The following is a 20056-nucleotide window of genomic DNA, read 5'->3' as shown; positions in this document are numbered from 1 at the left end:
GATTTATTTTGGGCTTTTCAAGAAAACCCCTGTGTCACCGGTTTCTTTTTCTTAACAGGCAGTTCTGCAAAAATCATTCCCAAGAATATGAATGCGCAGCCGATGATGGAAGCGGAAGTCAATTTTTCCCCTATCAATATGTATGAGGATAACGCTGCAAAAACCGGTTCCATTGAAAAGATCAGCGCCACTCTTGTAGGTGTCGTATAGGCTTGAAAGAAGGTTTGTGCGAAAAAGGCGAAGGCCGTGGCAAGTGCTGCCGTAACCAACAAAGCAGTCCATACATCTCTCTGTAACATGACCTCTGAGCTGAAGATGACGGAATGATTCTCTTTGAAAATGAAAGCTGAAACAAATGATAATAAAGATACGGTGGAAACCTGAATCAACGTCAGCGGTAAAGCGGGAAGGGTCTTGGCATATTTAGCGGTAGTGATGATTTGCATGGCAAAACTGATTGCACACAAAAATACCAGCAAATCACCGATATTCAAATTGGAGCGGTCAGCGAAAGTCATTAAATAAAGTCCGATGGTTGCCGCTGCGACACCTATTATTGTATTGCGGGAAAGCCTATGCTTTAATAGCAGCAGGGAAAAAACAGGTACCATGACAACACTTAATCCTGTTATAAAGCCAGTCTTGGCAGGTGTTGTATAATTCAATCCGATCGTTTGAAGTCCATAGCCGAGAAAAAGCCATACACCAATGTGAAACCCAGCTTTAAAAAGACCTTTGCTCCCGTTTTTCCCCTTTTTGTGAAGAGTAAATAAATAAGGGATGAGCAAGAATACGAACGCCATGAAAAATCGGACGGCATTAAACGTGAAGGGGTCAAGAAAAGATAGCGCATTTTGGACCATGACAAAAGTGACGCCCCAGATGAATACAACGAATAATAATGAAAAATCAGCTGTCTTGTTCATGATTTTCCTCAGCCTTATTCAAGCGAATGGCCCGTCTCGCCAACTCATCCGCGGACTTATTTTCGATATTTGGAATCCATTTCATGAAAAATAAATCAAGCCCGTCGGAAAGCTTTAACGCCCGTTCCAGCAAAAGGGCATACTTATTTTTTGCAAATCTTTTTTCAATGGCTTGGTTGATGGCTTGGGAGTCTGTACGAAAAGAAACGACTTGATACTCATTGGCCACACAAATCTCCAATGCTTTGATTAAGGCATGGTACTCCGCTTCATGGTTTTCCATATTCCCAAGCGGAAAGGAATGCCTCTCGACCACACCGTTATTATTTATGAAAACACCTGCACCGCTAGGCCCTGGATTGCCCGCACTGGCACCATCAATATACACTTCGATCAAGATGTGCTCCTCCTCGAGTTTAACTGTTTAAATGTTCGATATAATAACGTTTCATTTAAAATTAAGATTGAAACATGAGAATTTCAGGCTGATATGGGAACTATAATTAAAAAGAGTGATTAAAATGCTTACAATATATTATAAAGGGTATGACGAAAAAAAGGTATGAAAATTGTAAGCTGTTCTGCATGAATCGTGAATGGATAAGGAGCTGGAAATCTTTGAAGGTAATTATGCAATGGACATATCAAGCTTCAAAAAAACCATCTGCCGATTTCGTTTCGGATTGGCTTGATGCCGGGACTGCACTGGTCATTACAGAAGATCTTGAAAAGGCAGGAAGGCTGAAAGAAGTGGAATTCAAGGATGAATTCGATACAACATGGAACAAGAAGGAGTTAAAGAAACTCCTGACGGAAATTGAGGAAGAACCGCAGGATGTGACGGTCTACTTTGATGGAGGTTTTCAAAAAGATGAAAAGGTGGCAGGAATTGGTGTTGCCATTTATTATCGTCAAGGAAAGAAGTTCTTGCGGTTACGCACCAATGTGAAATTGGAGCAATTCGAATCCAATAATGAAGCTGAATATGCGGCTTTTCATGAAGCGGTCAGGCAGATGGACGAACTTGGAATCCACCATCAAAGCTGTGTCTTTAAAGGTGATTCTCTAGTCGTCTTAAATCAACTTTCCGGTGAATGGCCTTGTATGGAAGAAAACTTAAATAAATGGCTGGACCGCATTGAAGCGAAATTGGATAAATTAAAGATCATTCCTGTCTGCAAGCCGATTTCTCGAAAGGAAAACCAGGAAGCCGATCGCCTGGCCACACTTGCACTGCAGGGAAAGGCCATTTTCAGTAAAATAGAAATTGCTGGGTCAAAGGAGCCATAACAACAATGAACAGGAAAAAAATATATGAAGAAGTGGAAGATGTTCTCGCTTCATTTTGCCAAGATTGTTTTTTAAGAAAGCATTTTCGAAAAGAGAAGGGGCGTACGTATGCCCATCAGTTCTGTATTTCTGAATGCACGGTTGGTGAAAAACTAAAACAGCTCGGCAATGAACTTAGTGACGGAACTTAATTGCTTTCATTAAGACACAAGAGAAAGAGGGATATGGTATTACAGATAAAAAATAGAGAAAAGTGTGAGAGCAATGAAAAATAGAAGAGGGAAGCATGTGAAACAGCCTCTTACCATACCCCCAAAATGATTTCATAAGGGAAGAATTGAAAAAAGATGCATTTGCTTTAAGGGTAGAACATGTACAACCTTACGTAAATATTCAGGATAGAATCAACGAAGCTTCGCTTCATTTGAAAAACATCTTTCAAGATATACGTAAAGAAGGAAAAATACAGCTTGAAAAGATTGTATGGATTAAAGCAAAAGTTGCACCTGTCATTGCAGAAGCTGCAATGAACCCTGATATTTATTCCCTTTTCGATGAACCGCATGCAGATCACGAGTACACGTATCGGCATAATCGCCACTTATCTAGGGATGAAGCTTGGATTATCCAAGGAAAACCTTTCAGCCCTGACTTTGGCAGCCATGCTGCATGATGTGGGGAAAACAAGGATTTCGGATAATATAGTGGAAAAACCGGGTAAACTGAATGAGGCAGAATATGAAGATATGAAACGCCATGCCATTTATGGATATGAATTACTTAAAAATATCCCTGGAATCCCACCATCGATTGCATTAACAGCCATCCAGCACCATGAACGGGAAGATGGACAAGGCTATCCTCAAGGGAAGAGTGGAAAGGGTATCCATCTTCATGCGAAAATCGTCGCTATAGCCGACGTATTCCATGCGATGTCATCATCTTCAGGCCATGCCGTTTTATAAGGTGATTGAGCAAAAGAACAGGGATATGGTCAGTAAATTCAATCCTGAGATCCTAATGGAGCTTGTAAGCCGATTAATGTCCACGTTGGCAGGAAAAGAAGTCATGCTTACCAATGGACGATTCGGGACGATCATCAAGATCGATCCATACAATCCCCATAAAGCTTTATTGATAACCGGTACAGAGATCATAGATTTACGAATGGAAAATCGAATGAATCATCGGTTAATGGAAAAAAGCCCGATTATAAAAAATCGGGCTCTTCGTCATTCTGCTTTACCGAATCAAAATAGGTTTTGAGCATCACTTTATTTTCGCTGAAGTCTGCAATCGTATATTGATCAAGGACTTGAAGAAAAGCATCCAAGGCATTGTTAAGGACAAATTTCAATGAACAAACGGGAGAAATCACACAGTTATCGTGATCTTTAAAACATTCCACTAGATAAAAATCTTCTTCGGTTCTCCGCACAAGTTCCCCTACATTTATTTCAGCGGGTGATTTTGCAAGCCGGAAACCGCCATTTCTTCCACGTATCGTCTCAATATAGCCTAATTTACCTAGATTATGAACAATTTTCATCAAATGATTTTTAGACAGTTGATATACTTCAGAAATCTCTTTGATATTTGATAATTTGCTTTGGTCGTGGGTAGCCAGGTAAATCAACACTCTAAGTGAGTAATCGGAATAACTCGTCAACCTCATGTTTATCGCCTCACATTCTATCCCCATTTGACTATATCATAAATGTGAACATTTTATAAACATGAAAACTTATTATCTGAAAAGATGTATAAAAAATATTGCTTTTAATGCATTTAAGTTCTAATATAAACATGTATTCAAAATACTTGTTTATGAAAAGAGGTTTACCTATGCTATCCCAGAAAACTATCGATATTATAAAATCAACCGTACCTGTATTAGAAGTGCATGGTACAACTATCACAACTGTATTCTATAAAAATCTTTTCGAAGCACATCCTGAATTATTAAATGTTTTCAATCATGCCAATCAAAAAAAGGGGCGCCAGCAAACTGCACTTGCCAACACGGTATTGGCAGCAGCTAAATATATAGATCAACTTGAAACGATTTTACCTGCCGTGAAGCAAATAGCACAAAAACATAGAAGCCTTGCAGTCAAAGCCGAACATTATCCGATTGTTGGTGAACACCTATTAGGCGCAATCAAAGAAGTGTTACAAGATTCGGCTACAGAAGAAATCCTTCAAGCTTGGGGAGAGGCGTACGGAGTCATTGCGGATGTTTTCATTAGCATCGAAAAGGAAATGTACGACGAAGCTTCCAATCAGGTCGGCGGATGGTCTGATTTCAAACGATTCACAGTGGTGGAAAAAGTACGGGAAAGTGACGTAATCACATCCTTTTATCTAAAGCCATCAGATGGAAATCAGGTTCCGGCATTTCTTCCAGGGCAATATATTACCGTTCGGATCGAGATACCGGGTGAATCTCATTTATTCAACCGTCAGTATAGTTTATCTGATGTTCCGGGAAAAGATTATTTCCGTATTTCCGTTAAAAAAGAAAAGCCGGGAACCTCTCCTGATGGAAGGGTCTCTAACTACTTGCATGAATCCATTCAGATGGGTGACAGTATTGACGTAACGGCTCCTGCAGGTGATTTCACCATCGACTTGGGTAAACGAACACCGGCAGTATTCTTGAGCGGAGGCGTTGGCATAACGCCTTTCATGAGCATGGTACATGCGTTGGCTGAAAAGACACCTGAGCGTGATGTACAATTCATTCATGCAACCGATAATGGCCATTTACAGCCGTTCAGAATGGAACTGACAGAACTAGGACACAAACTTACCAACTATCAATTATCCTTTGTCTTTAAAAATCCGAGTGAGGATGATAAGAACCTGCCGAATTTTGCAAAGCAAGGGTATGTAGATAAGGAATTATTGAGCAGTATTGTTAAACCTGAAGCTGATTATTATGTGTGCGGCCCTGTGCCTTTCATGAAGGCCATCATCACTTACATGAAAGAGCTTGGGGTAGATACGGATAAAATCCACTATGAATTCTTCGGCCCGGCCATGGCGCTATAAGGTTCATTCACCGAAGGAATGTTATTGACATCAAGCAGATAATTTTGCATACTATATTAAAACAATGAACGTTGAGAGAAGATTAGTATGCGAGAATCACTGTGACAGAGAGCGGAGTCATTTGCTGGAAGGCCCGCGACAGGAATGCGCTGAACCTGCTTCTTGAGTCCTATGCAAAACATAGGCGCAAATCCTGGCGTTATCAGGCAAAGTGGAATGCATGAATTTGCATTCAATGAAGGTGGTACCACGGAGAGCAGCCCTTTTCGTCCTTATTTCGAGGATGAAAAGGGCTTTTTTTCATGTCTTAGATATTTATTGGAGGAAGTAATCGATGGAAAAGAAACGCATCGTTGTAAAGATAGGAAGTAGTTCTTTGACCAACACACAAGGTGAAATCGACCAGAATAAATTTTCCGATCATATCCAGGCAGTGGCAGCTTTAAGGAAAGCCGGACATGAAGTTGTCCTTGTTTCATCAGGTGCTGTAGCGACAGGTTTTCGCAAGCTTGGCTACCCTACGCGACCTGTCACTCTCAAAGGAAAACAAGCTGCTGCAGCTGTAGGTCAAAGCCTATTGATTCAATCGTATATGGAACAATTGGGGCATTTTGGAATCGTTCCGGCGCAGATTTTATTAACAAGGAAAGATTTCTCGAAAAAAGATCGATATAAAAATGCATATGCCACATTGATGGAATTGCTTGAACGCGGCATCCTTCCGATCATAAATGAAAATGATACAGTATCGGTCGAGGAGTTGACTTTTGGTGATAATGATATGCTATCTGCCTTGGTAAGCGGGTTAGTCCACGCCACGAACTTGATCATATTAACGGACATTAATGGGCTCTATGATTCCAATCCACAGACAAACCCAGGGGCGAAACGATTTGATGAATTATCCGAAGTTACGGATGATTTATTGCAAATGGCAGAAGGTGCAGGATCTAATGTAGGAACCGGTGGGATGAAATCGAAGCTGATTGCAGCGCAAACGGCATTGTCACTAGGGGTGAAAGTATTCATCGGATCTGGTTTGGGGAGTGATAAACTTCTAACTATCCTTGAAGGCAATGGTGATGGCACATATATAGGGAATGAAGACATGGCGATGGTAACGAAAAACAAACAATGGATATCCCTTCATTCAAAAGTATCCGGGAAAATTTTCGTTGATGAAGGTGCCGAAAGGGCCTTAGTTTCAAATGGAAGCAGTCTGCTGCCAGCTGGAATTTATGAAATTAAAGGAGTCTTCAATAAGGGTGATGTTGTCGAAGTCTTTGGTGCAAATGGGTTATTAGGGCGGGGTGAGATCCTTTATTCCGACGAAGAATTAAAACAGGCGATGGGAAAGAGGACATCCGAGCTTATAATCACTTCCATAGAAGTTATTCATCGCGATAAATGGGTGAAAGCATAAAAAATCAATTTCAAGAAAAAAGGGGGAGTTTAGAAATGAGTGAAGTGACGGCGAAAGGAAAGGCAGCCAAAAAAGCCAGTTATCAGCTAATCGGATTGAGTACGGAAAAAAAGAATGAGGCACTTGGGAAAATTGCTAAACAACTTATTATCGATAAAGATTTTTTGATAAAGGAAAACCAAAAGGATCTGGAAGATGGCAGGAAAAAAGGTCTCAGCGAGTCTATCTTAGATCGAATTATGTTGAATGGTAACCGTATTGATGACATGGCAGCGGCCATTATGCTTTTAATCGATTTAAATGATCCGATTGGGGAACGCTTGGAAACGATTGAAAAAGAGAATGGTTTATTGGTTAAAAAACAACGGGTGCCTATCGGGGTAATCGGAATGATTTATGAAGCAAGGCCGAATGTGACCATCGATGCAGCTACATTATCCTTGAAAACGGGGAATGCTGTCATCTTAAGAGGCAGCTCGTCAGCCAAATACTCCAATATCGCACTAGTCTCTTCCATTCATAAAGCATTGGAGAATACGGAAATCCCTGTAGAAGCTGTTCAGTTGATCGAGGATACGAGTCGTGAAACCGCTAAGGAACTTTTTCATCTAAATGACTATTTAGATGTCTTGATTCCACGCGGCGGAAAGAACTTAATTGAAACGGTGATTAAGGAGTCCACTGTCCCCGTCCTTGAAACAGGAGCAGGCAATTGCCATATCTTCATCGATCAGACCGCAGATATCACGATGGTCGAGAAAATTGTCTTAAACGGTAAAACTCAGCGACCATCCGTATGCAATGCCATTGAAGGGCTTCTGATCCATGAAAAATGGTTTGAAGAAAATGGAGTGCGTATTCTGGAACTCCTGGACGAAAAGGGTATTGAATTATATGGAGATGAAGCGGTTTGCAGCTCCTTTCCGAGAGCGAAAACGGCTACGGAGGAAGATTGGTCAACTGAGTACCTGGCTTTAAAACTCAGCGTGAAAACTGTAAAAGGTGTATCCGATGCCATTGACCACATAAACCGATACGGTTCCAAGCATTCTGAAGCAATCCTAACGAGGGATGAACAAAATGCTTACGCATTTTTGAATAAAGTGGATGCCGCAGCCGTTTATCACAATGCTTCCACCCGTTTTACCGACGGCTTTGAATTCGGTTATGGCGCAGAAATCGGCATTTCCACTCAAAAGCTGCATGCACGCGGACCAATGGGTTTACCTGCCTTAACATCAAGCAAGTACTTCATATACGGCCAGGGGCAAATCCGGGAATAGAATTCATTTCTTTCATGGAAGGTTATTAAACCTCAATTAAGGGTATTGTACAATACATTACTTTTAAAGGAGCAGATACCATGGACAAGAGGTTTATAGCAATATATGATAATGAAAATGAAGCGACTTCAGCAGTCAAAAATTTAAAGGAACAAGGATATACATCCGATCAAATATCAGTAGTGGCAAAAAACATCGATAAATTACCAACTGAAGCAGAGGAAGTCAGCCCGGCAAAAACTGATGGATTAGTAGCCGGGGCAGCAGCCGGCGGAGCTGTCGGATTGACAGGCCTGCTTATTGGAATGAGTGCATTGGCCGTACCAGGAATAGGTCCGATATTGGCAGCGGGTCCGATTTTCACCACATTTGGCGGAGCCGCAGCCGGGGCAGCATCGGGAGCAGGCGGATTGAGAAAACCATTATTGGACATTGGACTGGAGGAAGCCGAAGCCGATCAATATCTAGAGGATATTAAGGCAGGGAAAATCCTTGTCATCGCCGATCCTTTTTAAGTTCGTAAGTAAAACCACCTTGAATGAACAGACTTATGATGTTTGAGAACTAAACTCCATAAAAACTCAAAATTAAACAGCTCTTATTTATTGATAAACCCCGTTCAGGATTCTTGAACGGGGTTAATCTGTTTGTAGGCTAATTTTATTGTCACTAACGATAAAATCAAAAGGAATTCCACATTTGTATGAAGAATAAAAGGAATATAGTCCTGTTAGCGTGAAAGGAAGGGGAATTATGGAAAATAACGTAGATGGAAGCCGCCCTTTAAGAAATTAAAGAGGCATGATGAAGTTCACCATAAGGATCATTATGATGATGTTGATGTTAAAAATCGTTCTCTAGTTTTAAATGAGATGACTGAATGTCCATTCTTTTTGTAATGATTAATATCATTCGAAATCCTTAAAAACCCAGGATAACAGGGTTTTTTATTTTTCAAAATGAAAAATCTTAATAAAATGCAGAAATAACCTCAAGCGTACTTATGGCCATTACTTTTCTTATCGCGGCTTTAAATGAAAACTTTTGCGGCGTATTAGCTACCTTTATTATATCTCGTCCTTATTTGACCTGGCTAGAATAACAGGTTGCCAGAGCTTACATCCAATAAGCCAAATTGATTTTACGCTGGAGGTGGGTATTTTGATAAAAATAAAACTCGTTGTTCCCCGAAAAGGGTATATTACGGATGCTTTTGAAAGATTTGAGGAGTTCAACAAGTTGGAAGATTCGGAAAATGGTGGTAACGTTTCAGTGAAGTTTGTTTTAGAGGAGGTAGTTGAGGATGCCGATAAGATTGGGAAGTTGAAACTTGATGCCGATGTAATCATCTCAAGGGGATTAATCACGAAACTATTAAAAGAATGCAATGAATCCATTCCTATCGTTGATATTCCTGTGCAGGGCATTGACCTCATTCGTTCCCTGCATGATTGCAAGGCACGTTTCGGCAGTAAAAAAGTGGCCGTCATAGGAGCTTTGAATATGATTTATGGCGTGGAAAACCTTTCGGATATCGTTGATTTGCCAATTCAGTCCTATATATTAAATGATATCGAGTCCTCAGTCAGTTTAGTGGATTTAGCCGCCAGAGATGGCTGTGAGGTTGTGTTAAGTGGGTTAAGTACCTGTAAATATGCTGAAGAGATAGGGTTGGGGGCCATTCTGGTTGATACTGGAAAGGAATCATTTCGGCAGGCGTTGATTGAGGCGAAAAGGGTAGCTCTTGTCAGCAGAAGGGAACAGGAGAAGACCAAGCGTTACCAAACGATTCTTAATTATGCCTATGAAGGGGTTATTGCAATAGATTTAAAAGGACAAATATCCGTATTCAATACGGCCGCTCAGGAGATATTAGCCATTTCCAAGGGGAGCTTAATTGGAAATTCTGTATACGATATATTAAAGCCCGGAACATTTCGTAATATGCTTTTAAGCGACGATGAATACGAAAAAGATACCGTTGCTTACCAATCCATTCAATTATCGGTAAAAAAGGTCGGGATATTTTTAAAAGGTAAAAAAGTGGGGGATATGGTCGCCTTTCAAGATGTTACCCGCATTCAGGAGATGGAAGGGAAGTTCTTTAGAAAGCTTCATTCACGCGGACATGTGGCAAAGTACACATTTGATGATATATTGTATCGGAGTTCGGAAATCAAGAGGACGATTGAAACAGCTCAACGTTATAGTGAAGTGGATTCAAACATTCTTATAATTGGAGAAACTGGAACGGGCAAGGAAATATTCGCCCAAAGCATACATAATCATAGCAATCGGAAAAATAACCCATTTGTTGCCATTAATTGCGCAGCGCTTCCCGAAAATTTATTGGAAAGTGAGCTTTTCGGATATGCAGAAGGAGCTTTCACGGGAGCCATGAAAGGCGGAAAGCAAGGATTTTTTGAACTGGCTCATAGAGGTACGATTTTTTTGGATGAAATAGGAGAAATCTCCCCAAAAATGCAAAGCCGGCTGCTGCGTGTCCTGCAGGAGCGTGAAATCATGCGCATCGGTGATGATAAAGTAATCCCTGTTGATGTGAGAATAGTGTCGGCAACGAACAAAGACCTCATGCAAATGGTAAAGAGTAATGACTTTCGGGAGGATCTGTATTATCGCTTGAGTGTGCTGGACCTTGTATTGCCTCCGCTTCGGGAACGCAGAGAAGATATTCCGTTATTGGTGAATGCCTTTATTCGGAAAGGTCATTCGGATCAGAAACAAATCAAAATTTCGGAAACTGCCATGAAAAGGCTGAGTGATGGGAATTGGGAAGGGAATATTCGCCAATTGCAAAATTTTTGTGAGCGATTATGCGCTCTTTATAAGAACAAGATAATTGATGTGTACGATATCGAAATGTATTTTCCGAATAAAAGTAATCAGAAAATACTTCTTTCGGAACAAAACGAAGAGATGGATATATCACCTGGGATACATTTATCCGAGCGTGAAAGAATTGTTCAAACGTTAATGAAGGTGAATTTTAACAAAGGAAAAGCTGCTTTTGAGTTAGGGATGAGTCGGACGACTTTATGGAGAAAGATGAAAAATTTGAATATCGAAACAAATTGAAACGGATTGAAACAAATTCATTCATTATGAAACAATTTGTTTACTTTATTTATCTCTTAATTTGAGAACGAATTGGCTTCTTTCTTGAATAAACGGATGTTTTTTATGTTGGCACAATAATTGTATATAAACAATGCAGTAGGAAAGGTTTTTCCTTCAAGGTTAACATGAAAGGTTGGTGGGAATGTGTGAGTCATTTAGTGTATATTCCTCAAGATATTGAGAAAGAGGGGAAAAGTTATTTAGTAGAAAAAGGCTTTAAGATTAAAGTAGGATCTGATTTGTCGCAAGAAATTCTTATGGAAGAAATCAAGGGTTGTGATGCAGTACTAACGAGATCAACGGCTGTAATAAATAGAGAAGTTATTACAGCAGCTGAAAACCTCAAAGTAATAGCCAAGTATGGAGTGGGCTTGGACAATATTGATATTGAAACTGCTACAGAGCGTGGCATTTATGTAACAAATACCCCAGAGGCAAATGCGAATTCTGTAGCGGAACATGTAATGGCATTAATTTTATCTTTGTCCAAAAACTTAAGCTTGGCTGACAAAGAGCTGCGCAGCGGGAATTTTGCTATCCGTAATCAACTTTTTGGTATGGACTTGGAAGGCAAGACTTTGGGGATTATCGGACTGGGGAGAATCGGTAGAATACTGGCAAAAAAAGCTTCCGAAGGCTTCGATATGAAAGTGATTGGCTACGACCCTTATGTTACCGCCAGCCCGAATTCTGGGCTGGAGATAGCAACAGATTTAGAATGGGTATTAAGAAACGCTGATGTTATTAGTCTGCATCTGCCGTTAACGAAAACAACAAAAGGAATAATAGGAAGCCGTGAGTTTTCCTGGATGAAAACTTCCTCCTTTTTTGTAAACGCTTCCAGGGGCGGTGTGGTGAAGGAAAGTGATCTAGTAAACGCTTTGCAAGCAGGCGAGATTGCCGGTGCCGGAATAGACGTATTTGAAGTTGAACCTCCTGATAAATGGAATCCACTTTTTAAATTGGATAATGTGATTGTCAGCCCTCATAATGCCGCTTTGACGAAGGAAGGTTCCGTACGCATGGCTGTACATGCCGCAATGCAGGTGGAACAAGTTCTTTCTGGGGTGAAACCGAACTGGGCTGTAAATGAGCCTTTAACTAAAGGGGTGTCAATGTAATCATACAAAGAAAATTATCTGTATTTTCTGATAAATGAGGTTTGAAAGATTCGAGTTTGGCATTTGTTGATAAGGGTGGTGAACAAATGAAGAAAATAATCTATGTGATAAGTGCAATACCGGCACTTGGCTCGCTAGTGGTTATCAATCGAATTGAACCTTATGTGTTAGGGATTCCATTTGTTCTTTTTTGGGCGATATTATGGGTTTGTCTTACATCAATTTTTTTGATAATCGCCAATAGACTTGATCCTGCAACCGAGGAGGAAGAAGACTGATGAATGAAGCCCTGCTCGTTATCCTTTTCTTTCTGGTTCTGTGTATTTGGTTAGGGCTTCAAGCTCGAAAAGGTAAAAAAATGAGTTTGGAACAATGGGCCATTGGCGGAAGAGGCTTCGGCAGCTTTTTGCTATTCTTTTTGATAGCAGGTGAAATGTTTACGACATATACGTTTTTGGGGGCGAGCGGCGGAGCTTATCGATCTGGTATGCCTCCTGCCTTATACGCTTTTAATTGCTTCTATTTTGTAATCGCCTATTGGCTGTTGCCGCCTATTTGGAGATATGCAAAAAAAAATAATGTCATTTCTCAATCTGATTTTTATGACAAAAAGTACAACAGTCCGGCTTTAGGTGTTCTTGTGGCGGTAATTAGCGTCATTTCAATTATTCCATATCTGATCATGCAGTTGAAAGGGTTAGGTATTATCGTATCGGAAACCTCCTATGGTTCCATATCTCCAAATGTGGCTATAGTTTTTGGGGTAATTGCAATCACAATTTATGTAACGGCTTCAGGGATGCATGGAGTGGCGTGGACCGCGGTCATTAAAGATATCATGATTCTGACAGTTGTCGTCTTTATGGGGATTTATTTTCCACTTCATTATTACGGTGGTATACAGCCGATGTTTGAAGCAATCGATACAGCAAAACAAGGATTTTTGATTTTCCCGGAACAAGGTTTGAGTATCTCTTGGTTTATTTCAGCTACGATCATGACAGCATTGGCATTCTATATGTTTCCTCATATGTTGGCGGGAGTGTTCTCAGCAAAAAGTCCGAAATCACTCCGTTGGAATGCTGGGGTTATGCCAATTTATCAAGTAATCATCATTTTTTCATTATTTATTGGTTTTTCTGCGATTCTCCAAGTCCCGAATTTACAGGGAGCAGAAGCAGATTTAGCTTTATTTAAAATGGCGAAGATGTCATTTGATCCCTGGTTTGTAGGAGTTATTGGAGCATCAGGGGCAATGGCCGCCCTTATTCCCAGTTCACTCGTTTTGACGGCTACGGCCACGATACTTTCAAAAAATGTATATAAGGTATGGAAGCCGAATACATCGGATGACCAGCTACAAAGATTGAGCAGGATGTTAGTACCTGTCATTTCTATAGTGACTCTATATTTTACGTTCAATGGCGGGGAGTCGATTTTTACCTTGTATCTTATGGCATATAGCTTCATGGCACAGTTGTTTCCAGCACTATTTTTCAGTTTGTGGAAAAAGAATCCTGTCACGGTTCAAGGTGCATTTGCCGGCATGATCGTTGGAATTCTAATTGTTGTATACTCGACTACATCAGGTACGACACTTGCTACATTATTTCCATCTCTGCCGCAAGCCATACAAGATCTTGATGTAGGGTTAGCTGTATTATTCATCAACATCGCAGTAACTTTAGGAGTGAGTGCAGTTACTAGAAAAACTTCATTTGGGATGAAAGAAGATATTAAACAGGCTTCAGGAATGGAAAAGCTTGTTAAATGACAGTGGGAATCAGTCCAATATTCATATAATCATAGATTAATAGAATAAAAACACGTTTTCGAAAGCGGGAGGCTTGATTATGAAAGTCAGTGGAGGAAGAGCAGTCGTAGAAGTAATGGCTAAAGAAGGGGTAAAAAAAGCTTTTTGTGTACCAGGTGAAAGTTATCTTAGTGTAATGGATGCACTATACCAACATCCTGAAATAGAACTTATTTCCGCAAGACATGAAGGAGGTGCCTCCTTTATGGCGGAAGGGTATGCCAAGGCTTCAGGAGAGGTGGGGGTCTGTATGGCAACGCGTGGAGTGGGTGCTACAAACTTAGCTATCGGCATTCATACTGCTGCTCAGGATTCAACCCCTTTGATTGCGCTTATTGGCCAAGTCGAACGCCCTTTTAAAGAAAAGGAAGCATTCCAGGAAGTGAATTTGACGGGTTTTTTCAGTCATTTATGTAAATGGACGGTAGAGATCGATCGTGTGGAAAGAATCCCGGAATTATTGCAACGGGCTTTCCATATTGCGAGATCGGGGCGTCCTGGCCCTGTATTAGTGGCTTTGCCGCATGACATGTTGGAAGACGAGGCAGAGTTGAACATGAACCCTTCATATCGCTCGCTTCCTCCTCAACCACATATGGAAGATGTGAAGCAGGCGATGGATACGATACGAAACGCGGAGCGCCCCGTATTGATTGCTGGCGGAGGTGTGATTCATGCTAAGGCCAACAGGTTGCTTGTACAGTTTGCGGAGGCAATGAAACTTCCTGTCGTTACAGCTTTCCGTCGGTTTGACGCGTTTCCAAACTCACATCCTTGCTATGCAGGGTGGCTTGGATTTGGGACACCTCAATATTTACTTGATGCAATCCGGGATGCGGATGTAGTTTTGGCATTAGGGACACGATTCTCTCAAGTAGGAACACAAGATTACACCTTGCTTTCTAAAAGTTCAAAGCTGATCCATGTGGATATTTGTCCCGATATTTTTGGTAAAGTGTATGCTCCTTCTCTTGCCATTGAAGCGGATGCCAAGAGCTTTTTGGAACAAGCACTGCAAGCGCCAGAATCAGGATCTTTTATTTCAGGCGAAGATCATCTGAAAGAATTGCACGATGAATATATGGAATTTTCTGAACCGAAGGCCGATTACACAGAGGATTTCGTGGATATGGACGGATTGATGCATGATCTGGCTGTCTGTCTGCCGAAGGATACCATCATTACAAATGATGCAGGCAACTTTTTTGGATGGCTATCAAGATATTATCGTTTTGAACAAGAAAACACATATGTGGGGCCAACGTCGGGTGCAATGGGATATGGACTGCCTGCTGCTATTGGGGCAAAACTGGCGCAGCCTCACAAACATGTTGTTTCTATTTCGGGGGATGGTGGCTTCATGATGACTCTCCAAGAGATTGAAACCGCTGTAAGGTATAAAATTCCGACCATATCAATTGTTGTGAACAACAATATTTACGGAACAATTCGAGCACATCAAGAAAGGCATTTTCCAAACCGGGCTGTTGGAACTGACATATCTAATCCTGATTTTGCTGGATTGGCCCGCTTATTTGGGGCACATGGTGAAAAGGTTGAAAAAAATATTGATTTTGCGCCAGCGCTGCAACGGGCGATTACTTCAGGGCTGCCGTCTGTAATAGAAGTTGCAGTCAATCCAAAGATTCTATCTGTAGGCCAGGACAAGAAGGAAGTATACGAAAAGTTAATGTCTAATAATTAACTTTAGAAGTTAGCAGGACCCAATAAAAGGCATGTAAGGGAGGTATCATAGATGTTAAAACCATATATAGTTGTTGAATGGAATGATACGGAAACAGATGCTAAAGGCTGGCTGGTCGTCCATAACTTTGTAAAAGGATACACAGGCGGCGGTACAAGAATGCACCCAACGGTTACAAGAGAAGAGGTAGAAAGGCTGGCCGAGGCGATGGCTTATAAGTATGTAGCCTGTGAGTCTGAGACGACTGGCGGTTGTAAAGCGGGCATTGCCTATGATTATAAAGCGCCAGACGCATATGCAGTGTTAAGAAGATTTCTGATTGCGATGATGCCTTATATAGATATAGGGGTATCGTTAGGCAGTGATTTAGGTACCAAATATGAAGATGTACTCAAAATATTTAATGAATTTGGCATTGATATCCCCCTAACGAAATCAATGAAGCAGAATCCGAATGTTCTGCAAGGGATAAAAGATTTCGATGAACTGTTGACGACAAAAATCGACGGGTTGTTTTTAAACGATGTCGTTACAGGCTATGGTGTGGCATTTTCCGCAGATGAGGCTTGGAAATTTAAAGGCGGAAAAGCCGGAGCGAGAGTCGTCATTCAAGGGTTCGGCTGTGTAGGCGCAAGCTGTGCATTGAAAATGTTCCAGTTAGGTTATAAAGTTGTGGGAATTTCCGATGCAGCCCTTTTGGTTACATGTGACGAAGGATTGGATGTCCAAAAGCTCATTGATCATAAAAATATGTACGGGGAAATGGATAAAGCCTTTTTTGAACCGAGTTATGATGTAAGGCCAAACACGGAATGGCTCGACATTGATTGCGACATTTTAATTCCGTCCGCATTGGAGGATGTCATCCACATATCCAATGCTAAAAGCGTAAAAGCGAGTTTGATTGTGGAGGCGGCAAACATTCCCCTTTCTCCCGAGGGAGACGAGATCATAAAACAAAGTGGTATTGATGTTGTCAATGATTTCGTTGCCAACCTGGGGGCGATAAGATTTTATGATGCGGTTATTTTCGGACTGATTAAACCAAATCCACAAGCTGTCGTCGATGATATAGAAAAACTATGCAGGAAAAATACGTATCATTTGTTTACTCAAGCAAAAAAACAAAAAAAATATCAAAGAGAAGTAGCTTATGAAATATTTAAACCGACAATCAGCGACTTGCCGGAATATGCAGTGCCTTCCGAAGCGTTATCGGGGAACTCTCGTTAACTTGTGTTAATCATGAAAGTGTTCAGGCAGTTTATCAATCAGGAACGGGGGGGAATTCATGCAAACAGAAGATGAAAATCAGCCAAAAGAATTACAGCGTTCAATGAAGAGCAGGCATTTATTCATGCTCTCCTTAGGTGGGGTAATTGGAACAGGTCTTTTCCTGGGATCAGGATATGCAATCGGTGAAGCTGGACCCTTAGGAGCGATTGTTGCCTATTTGGTCGGTGGTTTATTAATGTACTTGGCGATGATTTGTCTCGGTGAATTATCGGTAGTGATGCCGGTGTCCGGTTCCTTTCAGGTCCATGCAACGAAATTTATTGGTCCCGCCACTGGATTTGTCATTGGCTGGATTTACTGGCTAAGCTGGGCTCTTTACGTAGGCCTGGAATTTGTAGCGGCCGGTTTGCTCATGACCAGATGGTTTCCCGATATACCAGTATGGATATGGTGTGTGATATTTACGGTCCTTTTATTCACTATAAATGCATTGACTACGCGAAGTTTTGCAGAGACCGAGTATTGGTTCTCCGGGATTAAAGTGCTTGCCGTCATTCTCTTCATAATTATCGGTGCAGCAGCGATGTTTGGCTTGATTCATATGGAGGATGCACAACCTGCTCCGTTCCTTTCCAATTTTATAGGAGATGGACTATTTCCTACAGGGTTCACGGGTGTTTTCATATCGATGATGACAGTCGTATATGCTTTCCAGGGATCGGAAATCATGGGTGTTGCAGCAGGAGAGACGGAAAACCCGCAACAAAGCATTCCGAGAGCGATTCGAAACATCGTAATACGTGTGCTGCTTTTCTATGTACTGGCAATCATTGTTCTATCGGCCATCGTTCCTTGGAAAGAAGTCGGTGTACTGGAAAGTCCATTTGTTACCGTGTTTGAAATGGTAGGCATTCCTTATGCAGCAGACATTATGAATTTCGTAATTTTGACGGCGGTCCTCTCTGTAGGAAACACGGGTCTGTTTGCTTGTACAAGAATCCTTTTCTCCCTTTCTCAAAACGGTATGGCACATTCTTCATTTGGAAAGCTCAATCGGCGCGGTGTACCTATGAACGCCTTACTAGTCACCATGGTCTTTGCCTTGCTGTCGCTGCTTACTAGTGTAGTAGCGGAAGAAACGTTATTCGTTGTGCTGCTTTCCATAAGCGGGGTTGGAGGGGTGCTTACTTGGATGGCGATTGCGTTCGCACAGTACAGATTCCGCAAGCAGTATATCAGAGCAGGCGGAAAGGTTGAAAATCTGAAGTTTAGAGTACCTTTTTTCCCGTTTGCCCCGATTCTCTGCATCATTATGTGTCTAGGTATTTTCGTATTCACCGCTTATGATCCGACACAGCGAACTTCGTTGTATTGGGGATTGGGCTTCGTCGTTGCTTGCTATATATTTTACTATTTCAGATATGCGCGAAGGAACGTCGAGGTTCCAGCCTTAAAAACTGAACAGACCAATGATTTTATTCAATAGTGATTATTATATGCAAGATATAAGAAAACGGTCGTTTAAGATTCATTTAGAAGTGCAGTTAAAAGCAAAACCTATAATTTATAGAAGTAGAATAATAGAATACGGAGGAAATAGTATGCGTTACTTAAATTATATTAATGGAAAATGGAAAGAACCCACTACAGGGGAGTATAGAGAAAATCTTAGTCCCCATGATGGTGAAAATTTAGGAGAATTTCCATCTAGTGCGGCGGCTGATTTACATGATGCAGTGGCAGCCGCAAAAAGTTCATTCCCTTTATGGAAAAAACTTTCGTTTCAGCAACGGGCTTCATATTTGCAAAAAGCAGCTGATATTTTGAAAAAGAACATGCAGGAAGTAGGTCAAGATTTGATAAAGGAAGAAGGGAAAACATTCTTGGAAGGGATGGGGGAAGCCAATCGGGCTGCCAGCATACTTGAATATTATGCTGCTGAAGCTCGGCAGCCACTCGGGGAAGTAATTCCTTCAGCCAATGCCAATACATTTTTATATACTACCCGCACACCGCTCGGTCCGGTGGGTTTGATTACACCATGGAACTTTCCTATCGCCATCCCTGTATGGAAATTGGCGCCGGCCCTGATTTACGGGAATACAGTCGTGATTAAACCTGCTGATCTTACACCTAAATCTGTCCATCATGTGCTAAAGGCATTTGATGAAGCGGGTCTTCCGCCCGGTGTCATCAATTGTGTATTCGGAAGGGGTTCCGTCATTGGTGCTGCATTAGTGGAACATCCTGATGTGAAGGCTATATCTTTTACGGGCTCGAATCAAGTAGGTCAGCAAATTCAAAAACAAGCCATTGAACATGGAAAGAAAGTGCAAGCGGAAATGGGAGGGAAAAACCCGCTTGTCGTCCTCGCCGATGCTGATCTTGAAAAAGCAGTGGAAATAGCTATAGGCGGAGCTTTTAAATCCACAGGGCAAAAATGCACAGCCACTAGCCGGGTGATTGTGGAGGAAGGAATTTATGAAGAGTTCCGGGAACGGCTTGTCGCACGGACGAAAGAATTAAAAGTGGGCAACCCGCTCAACGAAGAAACATATATAGGTCCGGCTGTATCTAAATCACAACGCGATGGCGTGCTTGAAATGATCGATGTTGGGAAATTAGAAGCTACACTTTTATGCGGAGGGGAGATCCCGGCAGAAGCGGAATTGGCGAATGGTTTTTATGTCCTGCCGGCTATCTTTGAAAATGTTCCTCAACATGCCCGCATTGCACGTGAAGAAATCTTCGGACCAGTCATCGCCCTTTTTAAGGCTGGAAATTATGAGGAAGCAGTTAAGATGGCAAATGATACAGAGTATGGATTGAGCGCAGCCATTTGTACAAACAATTTAACATTGGCTCAACGGTTTATTGAAGATGTTGAAGTGGGTCTTGTTCATGTCAATTCGGAAACGGCAGGAACCGAACCGCAAATGCCATTTGGCGGATGTAAAAGTTCAAGTGCGGGCAGCCGTGAACAAGGGAAGAGTGCCGTTGAATTCTATACAGAAGTCAAGACAGTCTATATGGATCGGATATAACTAAAATAGAATTAAGCGTTTTT

At 41.4% G+C, this 20056-nt stretch carries 20 protein-coding genes; 17 read left to right on the top strand and 3 right to left on the bottom strand.

Annotation, left to right across the window (positions count from 1 at the left end; all coding sequences use genetic code 11):
* Nucleotides 1-17: 17 nt before the first annotated feature.
* Together OTG27_RS04725 and OTG27_RS04720 are read right to left on the bottom strand one after the other, a co-directional pair.
* Nucleotides 18-926 carry a DMT family transporter gene (locus OTG27_RS04725; RefSeq protein WP_063575783.1) on the bottom strand — a complete coding sequence of 303 codons (909 nt, stop codon included), beginning with the start codon at nucleotides 924-926 and terminating at the stop codon, nucleotides 18-20.
* Complete coding sequence (locus OTG27_RS04720; protein ID WP_095679364.1) at nucleotides 910-1323, bottom strand: reverse transcriptase-like protein; 414 nt, start codon at nucleotides 1321-1323, stop codon at nucleotides 910-912. Before OTG27_RS04720 ends, OTG27_RS04725 begins: the two co-directional genes overlap by 17 nt.
* 221 nt (nucleotides 1324-1544) lie before the next feature.
* Between OTG27_RS04720 and OTG27_RS04715 the strand changes: the two genes are divergently transcribed.
* From OTG27_RS04715 to OTG27_RS04695, 5 genes are all read left to right on the top strand, one after another.
* Nucleotides 1545-2216, top strand: a complete 672-nt coding sequence (locus OTG27_RS04715) for a reverse transcriptase-like protein (RefSeq protein WP_268936367.1) — start codon at nucleotides 1545-1547, stop codon at nucleotides 2214-2216.
* A 5-nt stretch (nucleotides 2217-2221) separates the two neighbouring features.
* Entirely contained in the window at nucleotides 2222-2407 is a 186-nt protein-coding gene (locus OTG27_RS04710; RefSeq protein WP_268936366.1) for a zinc-finger domain-containing protein, read from the top strand.
* Between the two features lie 146 nt (nucleotides 2408-2553).
* Complete coding sequence (locus OTG27_RS04705; protein WP_268936365.1) at nucleotides 2554-2889, top strand: hypothetical protein; 336 nt, start codon at nucleotides 2554-2556, stop codon at nucleotides 2887-2889.
* Entirely contained in the window at nucleotides 2780-3181 is a 402-nt protein-coding gene (locus tag OTG27_RS04700; protein ID WP_268936364.1) for an HD-GYP domain-containing protein, read from the top strand. Before OTG27_RS04705 ends, OTG27_RS04700 begins: the two co-directional genes overlap by 110 nt.
* On the top strand, nucleotides 3144-3482 hold the full coding sequence (locus OTG27_RS04695; protein WP_268936441.1) for a hypothetical protein: 339 nt from the start codon (nucleotides 3144-3146) through the stop codon (nucleotides 3480-3482). The genes OTG27_RS04700 and OTG27_RS04695 overlap by 38 nt, the downstream gene beginning before the upstream one ends.
* On the opposite strand, the gene OTG27_RS04690 is transcribed toward OTG27_RS04695, so the two are convergent.
* Nucleotides 3427-3891, bottom strand: a complete 465-nt coding sequence (locus OTG27_RS04690; RefSeq protein ID WP_057277839.1) for an RrF2 family transcriptional regulator — start codon at nucleotides 3889-3891, stop codon at nucleotides 3427-3429. The two genes, OTG27_RS04695 and OTG27_RS04690, sit on opposite strands and share 56 nt — an antisense overlap.
* Nucleotides 3892-4061: 170 nt before the next feature.
* Between OTG27_RS04690 and hmpA the strand changes: the two genes are divergently transcribed.
* The 12 genes from hmpA (at nucleotide 4062) to OTG27_RS04630 (ending at nucleotide 20033) form a co-directional block, all read left to right on the top strand.
* The gene (hmpA, locus tag OTG27_RS04685) at nucleotides 4062-5270 is read left to right on the top strand and encodes an NO-inducible flavohemoprotein (protein WP_268936363.1); all 1209 of its coding nucleotides are present in this window, start codon (nucleotides 4062-4064) and stop codon (nucleotides 5268-5270) included.
* A 334-nt stretch (nucleotides 5271-5604) separates the two neighbouring features.
* Nucleotides 5605-6693, top strand: coding sequence for a glutamate 5-kinase (gene proB / locus OTG27_RS04680; RefSeq protein WP_268936362.1), 1089 nt, complete (start codon nucleotides 5605-5607; stop codon nucleotides 6691-6693).
* Between the two features lie 35 nt (nucleotides 6694-6728).
* Entirely contained in the window at nucleotides 6729-7976 is a 1248-nt protein-coding gene (locus OTG27_RS04675) for a glutamate-5-semialdehyde dehydrogenase (RefSeq protein WP_187049678.1), read from the top strand.
* Between the two features lie 80 nt (nucleotides 7977-8056).
* Entirely contained in the window at nucleotides 8057-8491 is a 435-nt protein-coding gene (locus OTG27_RS04670) for a general stress protein (RefSeq protein ID WP_063575789.1), read from the top strand.
* Nucleotides 8492-9137: 646 nt separating this feature from the next.
* A complete protein-coding gene (locus OTG27_RS04665) occupies nucleotides 9138-11072 on the top strand; it encodes a sigma 54-interacting transcriptional regulator (RefSeq protein ID WP_268936361.1) in 1935 nt (644 codons plus the stop codon).
* A gap of 167 nt (nucleotides 11073-11239) precedes the next feature.
* A complete protein-coding gene (locus OTG27_RS04660) occupies nucleotides 11240-12235 on the top strand; it encodes a hydroxyacid dehydrogenase (RefSeq protein ID WP_268936360.1) in 996 nt (331 codons plus the stop codon).
* Between the two features lie 86 nt (nucleotides 12236-12321).
* Nucleotides 12322-12513, top strand: a complete 192-nt coding sequence (locus OTG27_RS04655; RefSeq protein WP_268936359.1) for a DUF3311 domain-containing protein — start codon at nucleotides 12322-12324, stop codon at nucleotides 12511-12513.
* Nucleotides 12513-14009, top strand: a complete 1497-nt coding sequence (locus OTG27_RS04650; RefSeq protein ID WP_268936358.1) for a sodium:solute symporter family protein — start codon at nucleotides 12513-12515, stop codon at nucleotides 14007-14009. The genes OTG27_RS04655 and OTG27_RS04650 overlap by 1 nt, the downstream gene beginning before the upstream one ends.
* 79 nt (nucleotides 14010-14088) lie before the next feature.
* Nucleotides 14089-15753, top strand: a complete 1665-nt coding sequence (locus OTG27_RS04645; protein WP_268936357.1) for a thiamine pyrophosphate-dependent enzyme — start codon at nucleotides 14089-14091, stop codon at nucleotides 15751-15753.
* A 51-nt stretch (nucleotides 15754-15804) separates the two neighbouring features.
* The gene (locus tag OTG27_RS04640) at nucleotides 15805-16986 is read left to right on the top strand and encodes a Glu/Leu/Phe/Val family dehydrogenase (RefSeq protein WP_268936356.1); all 1182 of its coding nucleotides are present in this window, start codon (nucleotides 15805-15807) and stop codon (nucleotides 16984-16986) included.
* Nucleotides 16987-17044: 58 nt separating this feature from the next.
* Nucleotides 17045-18475, top strand: a complete 1431-nt coding sequence (locus OTG27_RS04635; protein ID WP_268936355.1) for an amino acid permease — start codon at nucleotides 17045-17047, stop codon at nucleotides 18473-18475.
* Nucleotides 18476-18590: 115 nt separating this feature from the next.
* A complete protein-coding gene (locus OTG27_RS04630; RefSeq protein WP_268936354.1) occupies nucleotides 18591-20033 on the top strand; it encodes an aldehyde dehydrogenase family protein in 1443 nt (480 codons plus the stop codon).
* Nucleotides 20034-20056: the final 23 nt, after the last annotated feature.

The sequence above is a fragment of the Peribacillus sp. AS_2 genome (assembly GCF_026891895.1).
Taxonomy (GTDB): Bacteria; Bacillota; Bacilli; order Bacillales; family DSM-1321; genus Peribacillus; species Peribacillus frigoritolerans.
Note: the sequence above shows the minus strand (reverse complement) of the source record. Positions and strands in the feature narration are given on the sequence as shown.

Bases quoted from the DNA above. Each gene is read 5' to 3' on its own strand.
- OTG27_RS04725 (WP_063575783.1), bottom strand. From the start codon at position 926: ATGAACAAGACAGCTGATTTTTCATTATTATTCGTTGTATTCATCTGG.
- OTG27_RS04710 (WP_268936366.1), top strand. From the start codon at position 2,222: ATGAACAGGAAAAAAATATATGAAGAAGTGGAAGATGTTCTCGCTTCA.
- OTG27_RS04700 (WP_268936364.1), top strand. From the start codon at position 2,780: ATGCAGATCACGAGTACACGTATCGGCATAATCGCCACTTATCTAGGG.
- OTG27_RS04695 (WP_268936441.1), top strand. From the start codon at position 3,144: ATGCGATGTCATCATCTTCAGGCCATGCCGTTTTATAAGGTGATTGAG.
- OTG27_RS04690 (WP_057277839.1), bottom strand. From the start codon at position 3,891: ATGAGGTTGACGAGTTATTCCGATTACTCACTTAGAGTGTTGATTTAC.
- hmpA (WP_268936363.1), top strand. From the start codon at position 4,062: ATGCTATCCCAGAAAACTATCGATATTATAAAATCAACCGTACCTGTA.
- proB (WP_268936362.1), top strand. From the start codon at position 5,605: ATGGAAAAGAAACGCATCGTTGTAAAGATAGGAAGTAGTTCTTTGACC.
- OTG27_RS04675 (WP_187049678.1), top strand. From the start codon at position 6,729: ATGAGTGAAGTGACGGCGAAAGGAAAGGCAGCCAAAAAAGCCAGTTAT.
- OTG27_RS04670 (WP_063575789.1), top strand. From the start codon at position 8,057: ATGGACAAGAGGTTTATAGCAATATATGATAATGAAAATGAAGCGACT.
- OTG27_RS04660 (WP_268936360.1), top strand. From the start codon at position 11,240: ATGAAAGGTTGGTGGGAATGTGTGAGTCATTTAGTGTATATTCCTCAA.
- OTG27_RS04655 (WP_268936359.1), top strand. From the start codon at position 12,322: ATGAAGAAAATAATCTATGTGATAAGTGCAATACCGGCACTTGGCTCG.
- OTG27_RS04650 (WP_268936358.1), top strand. From the start codon at position 12,513: ATGAATGAAGCCCTGCTCGTTATCCTTTTCTTTCTGGTTCTGTGTATT.
- OTG27_RS04645 (WP_268936357.1), top strand. From the start codon at position 14,089: ATGAAAGTCAGTGGAGGAAGAGCAGTCGTAGAAGTAATGGCTAAAGAA.
- OTG27_RS04640 (WP_268936356.1), top strand. From the start codon at position 15,805: ATGTTAAAACCATATATAGTTGTTGAATGGAATGATACGGAAACAGAT.
- OTG27_RS04635 (WP_268936355.1), top strand. From the start codon at position 17,045: ATGCAAACAGAAGATGAAAATCAGCCAAAAGAATTACAGCGTTCAATG.
- OTG27_RS04630 (WP_268936354.1), top strand. From the start codon at position 18,591: ATGCGTTACTTAAATTATATTAATGGAAAATGGAAAGAACCCACTACA.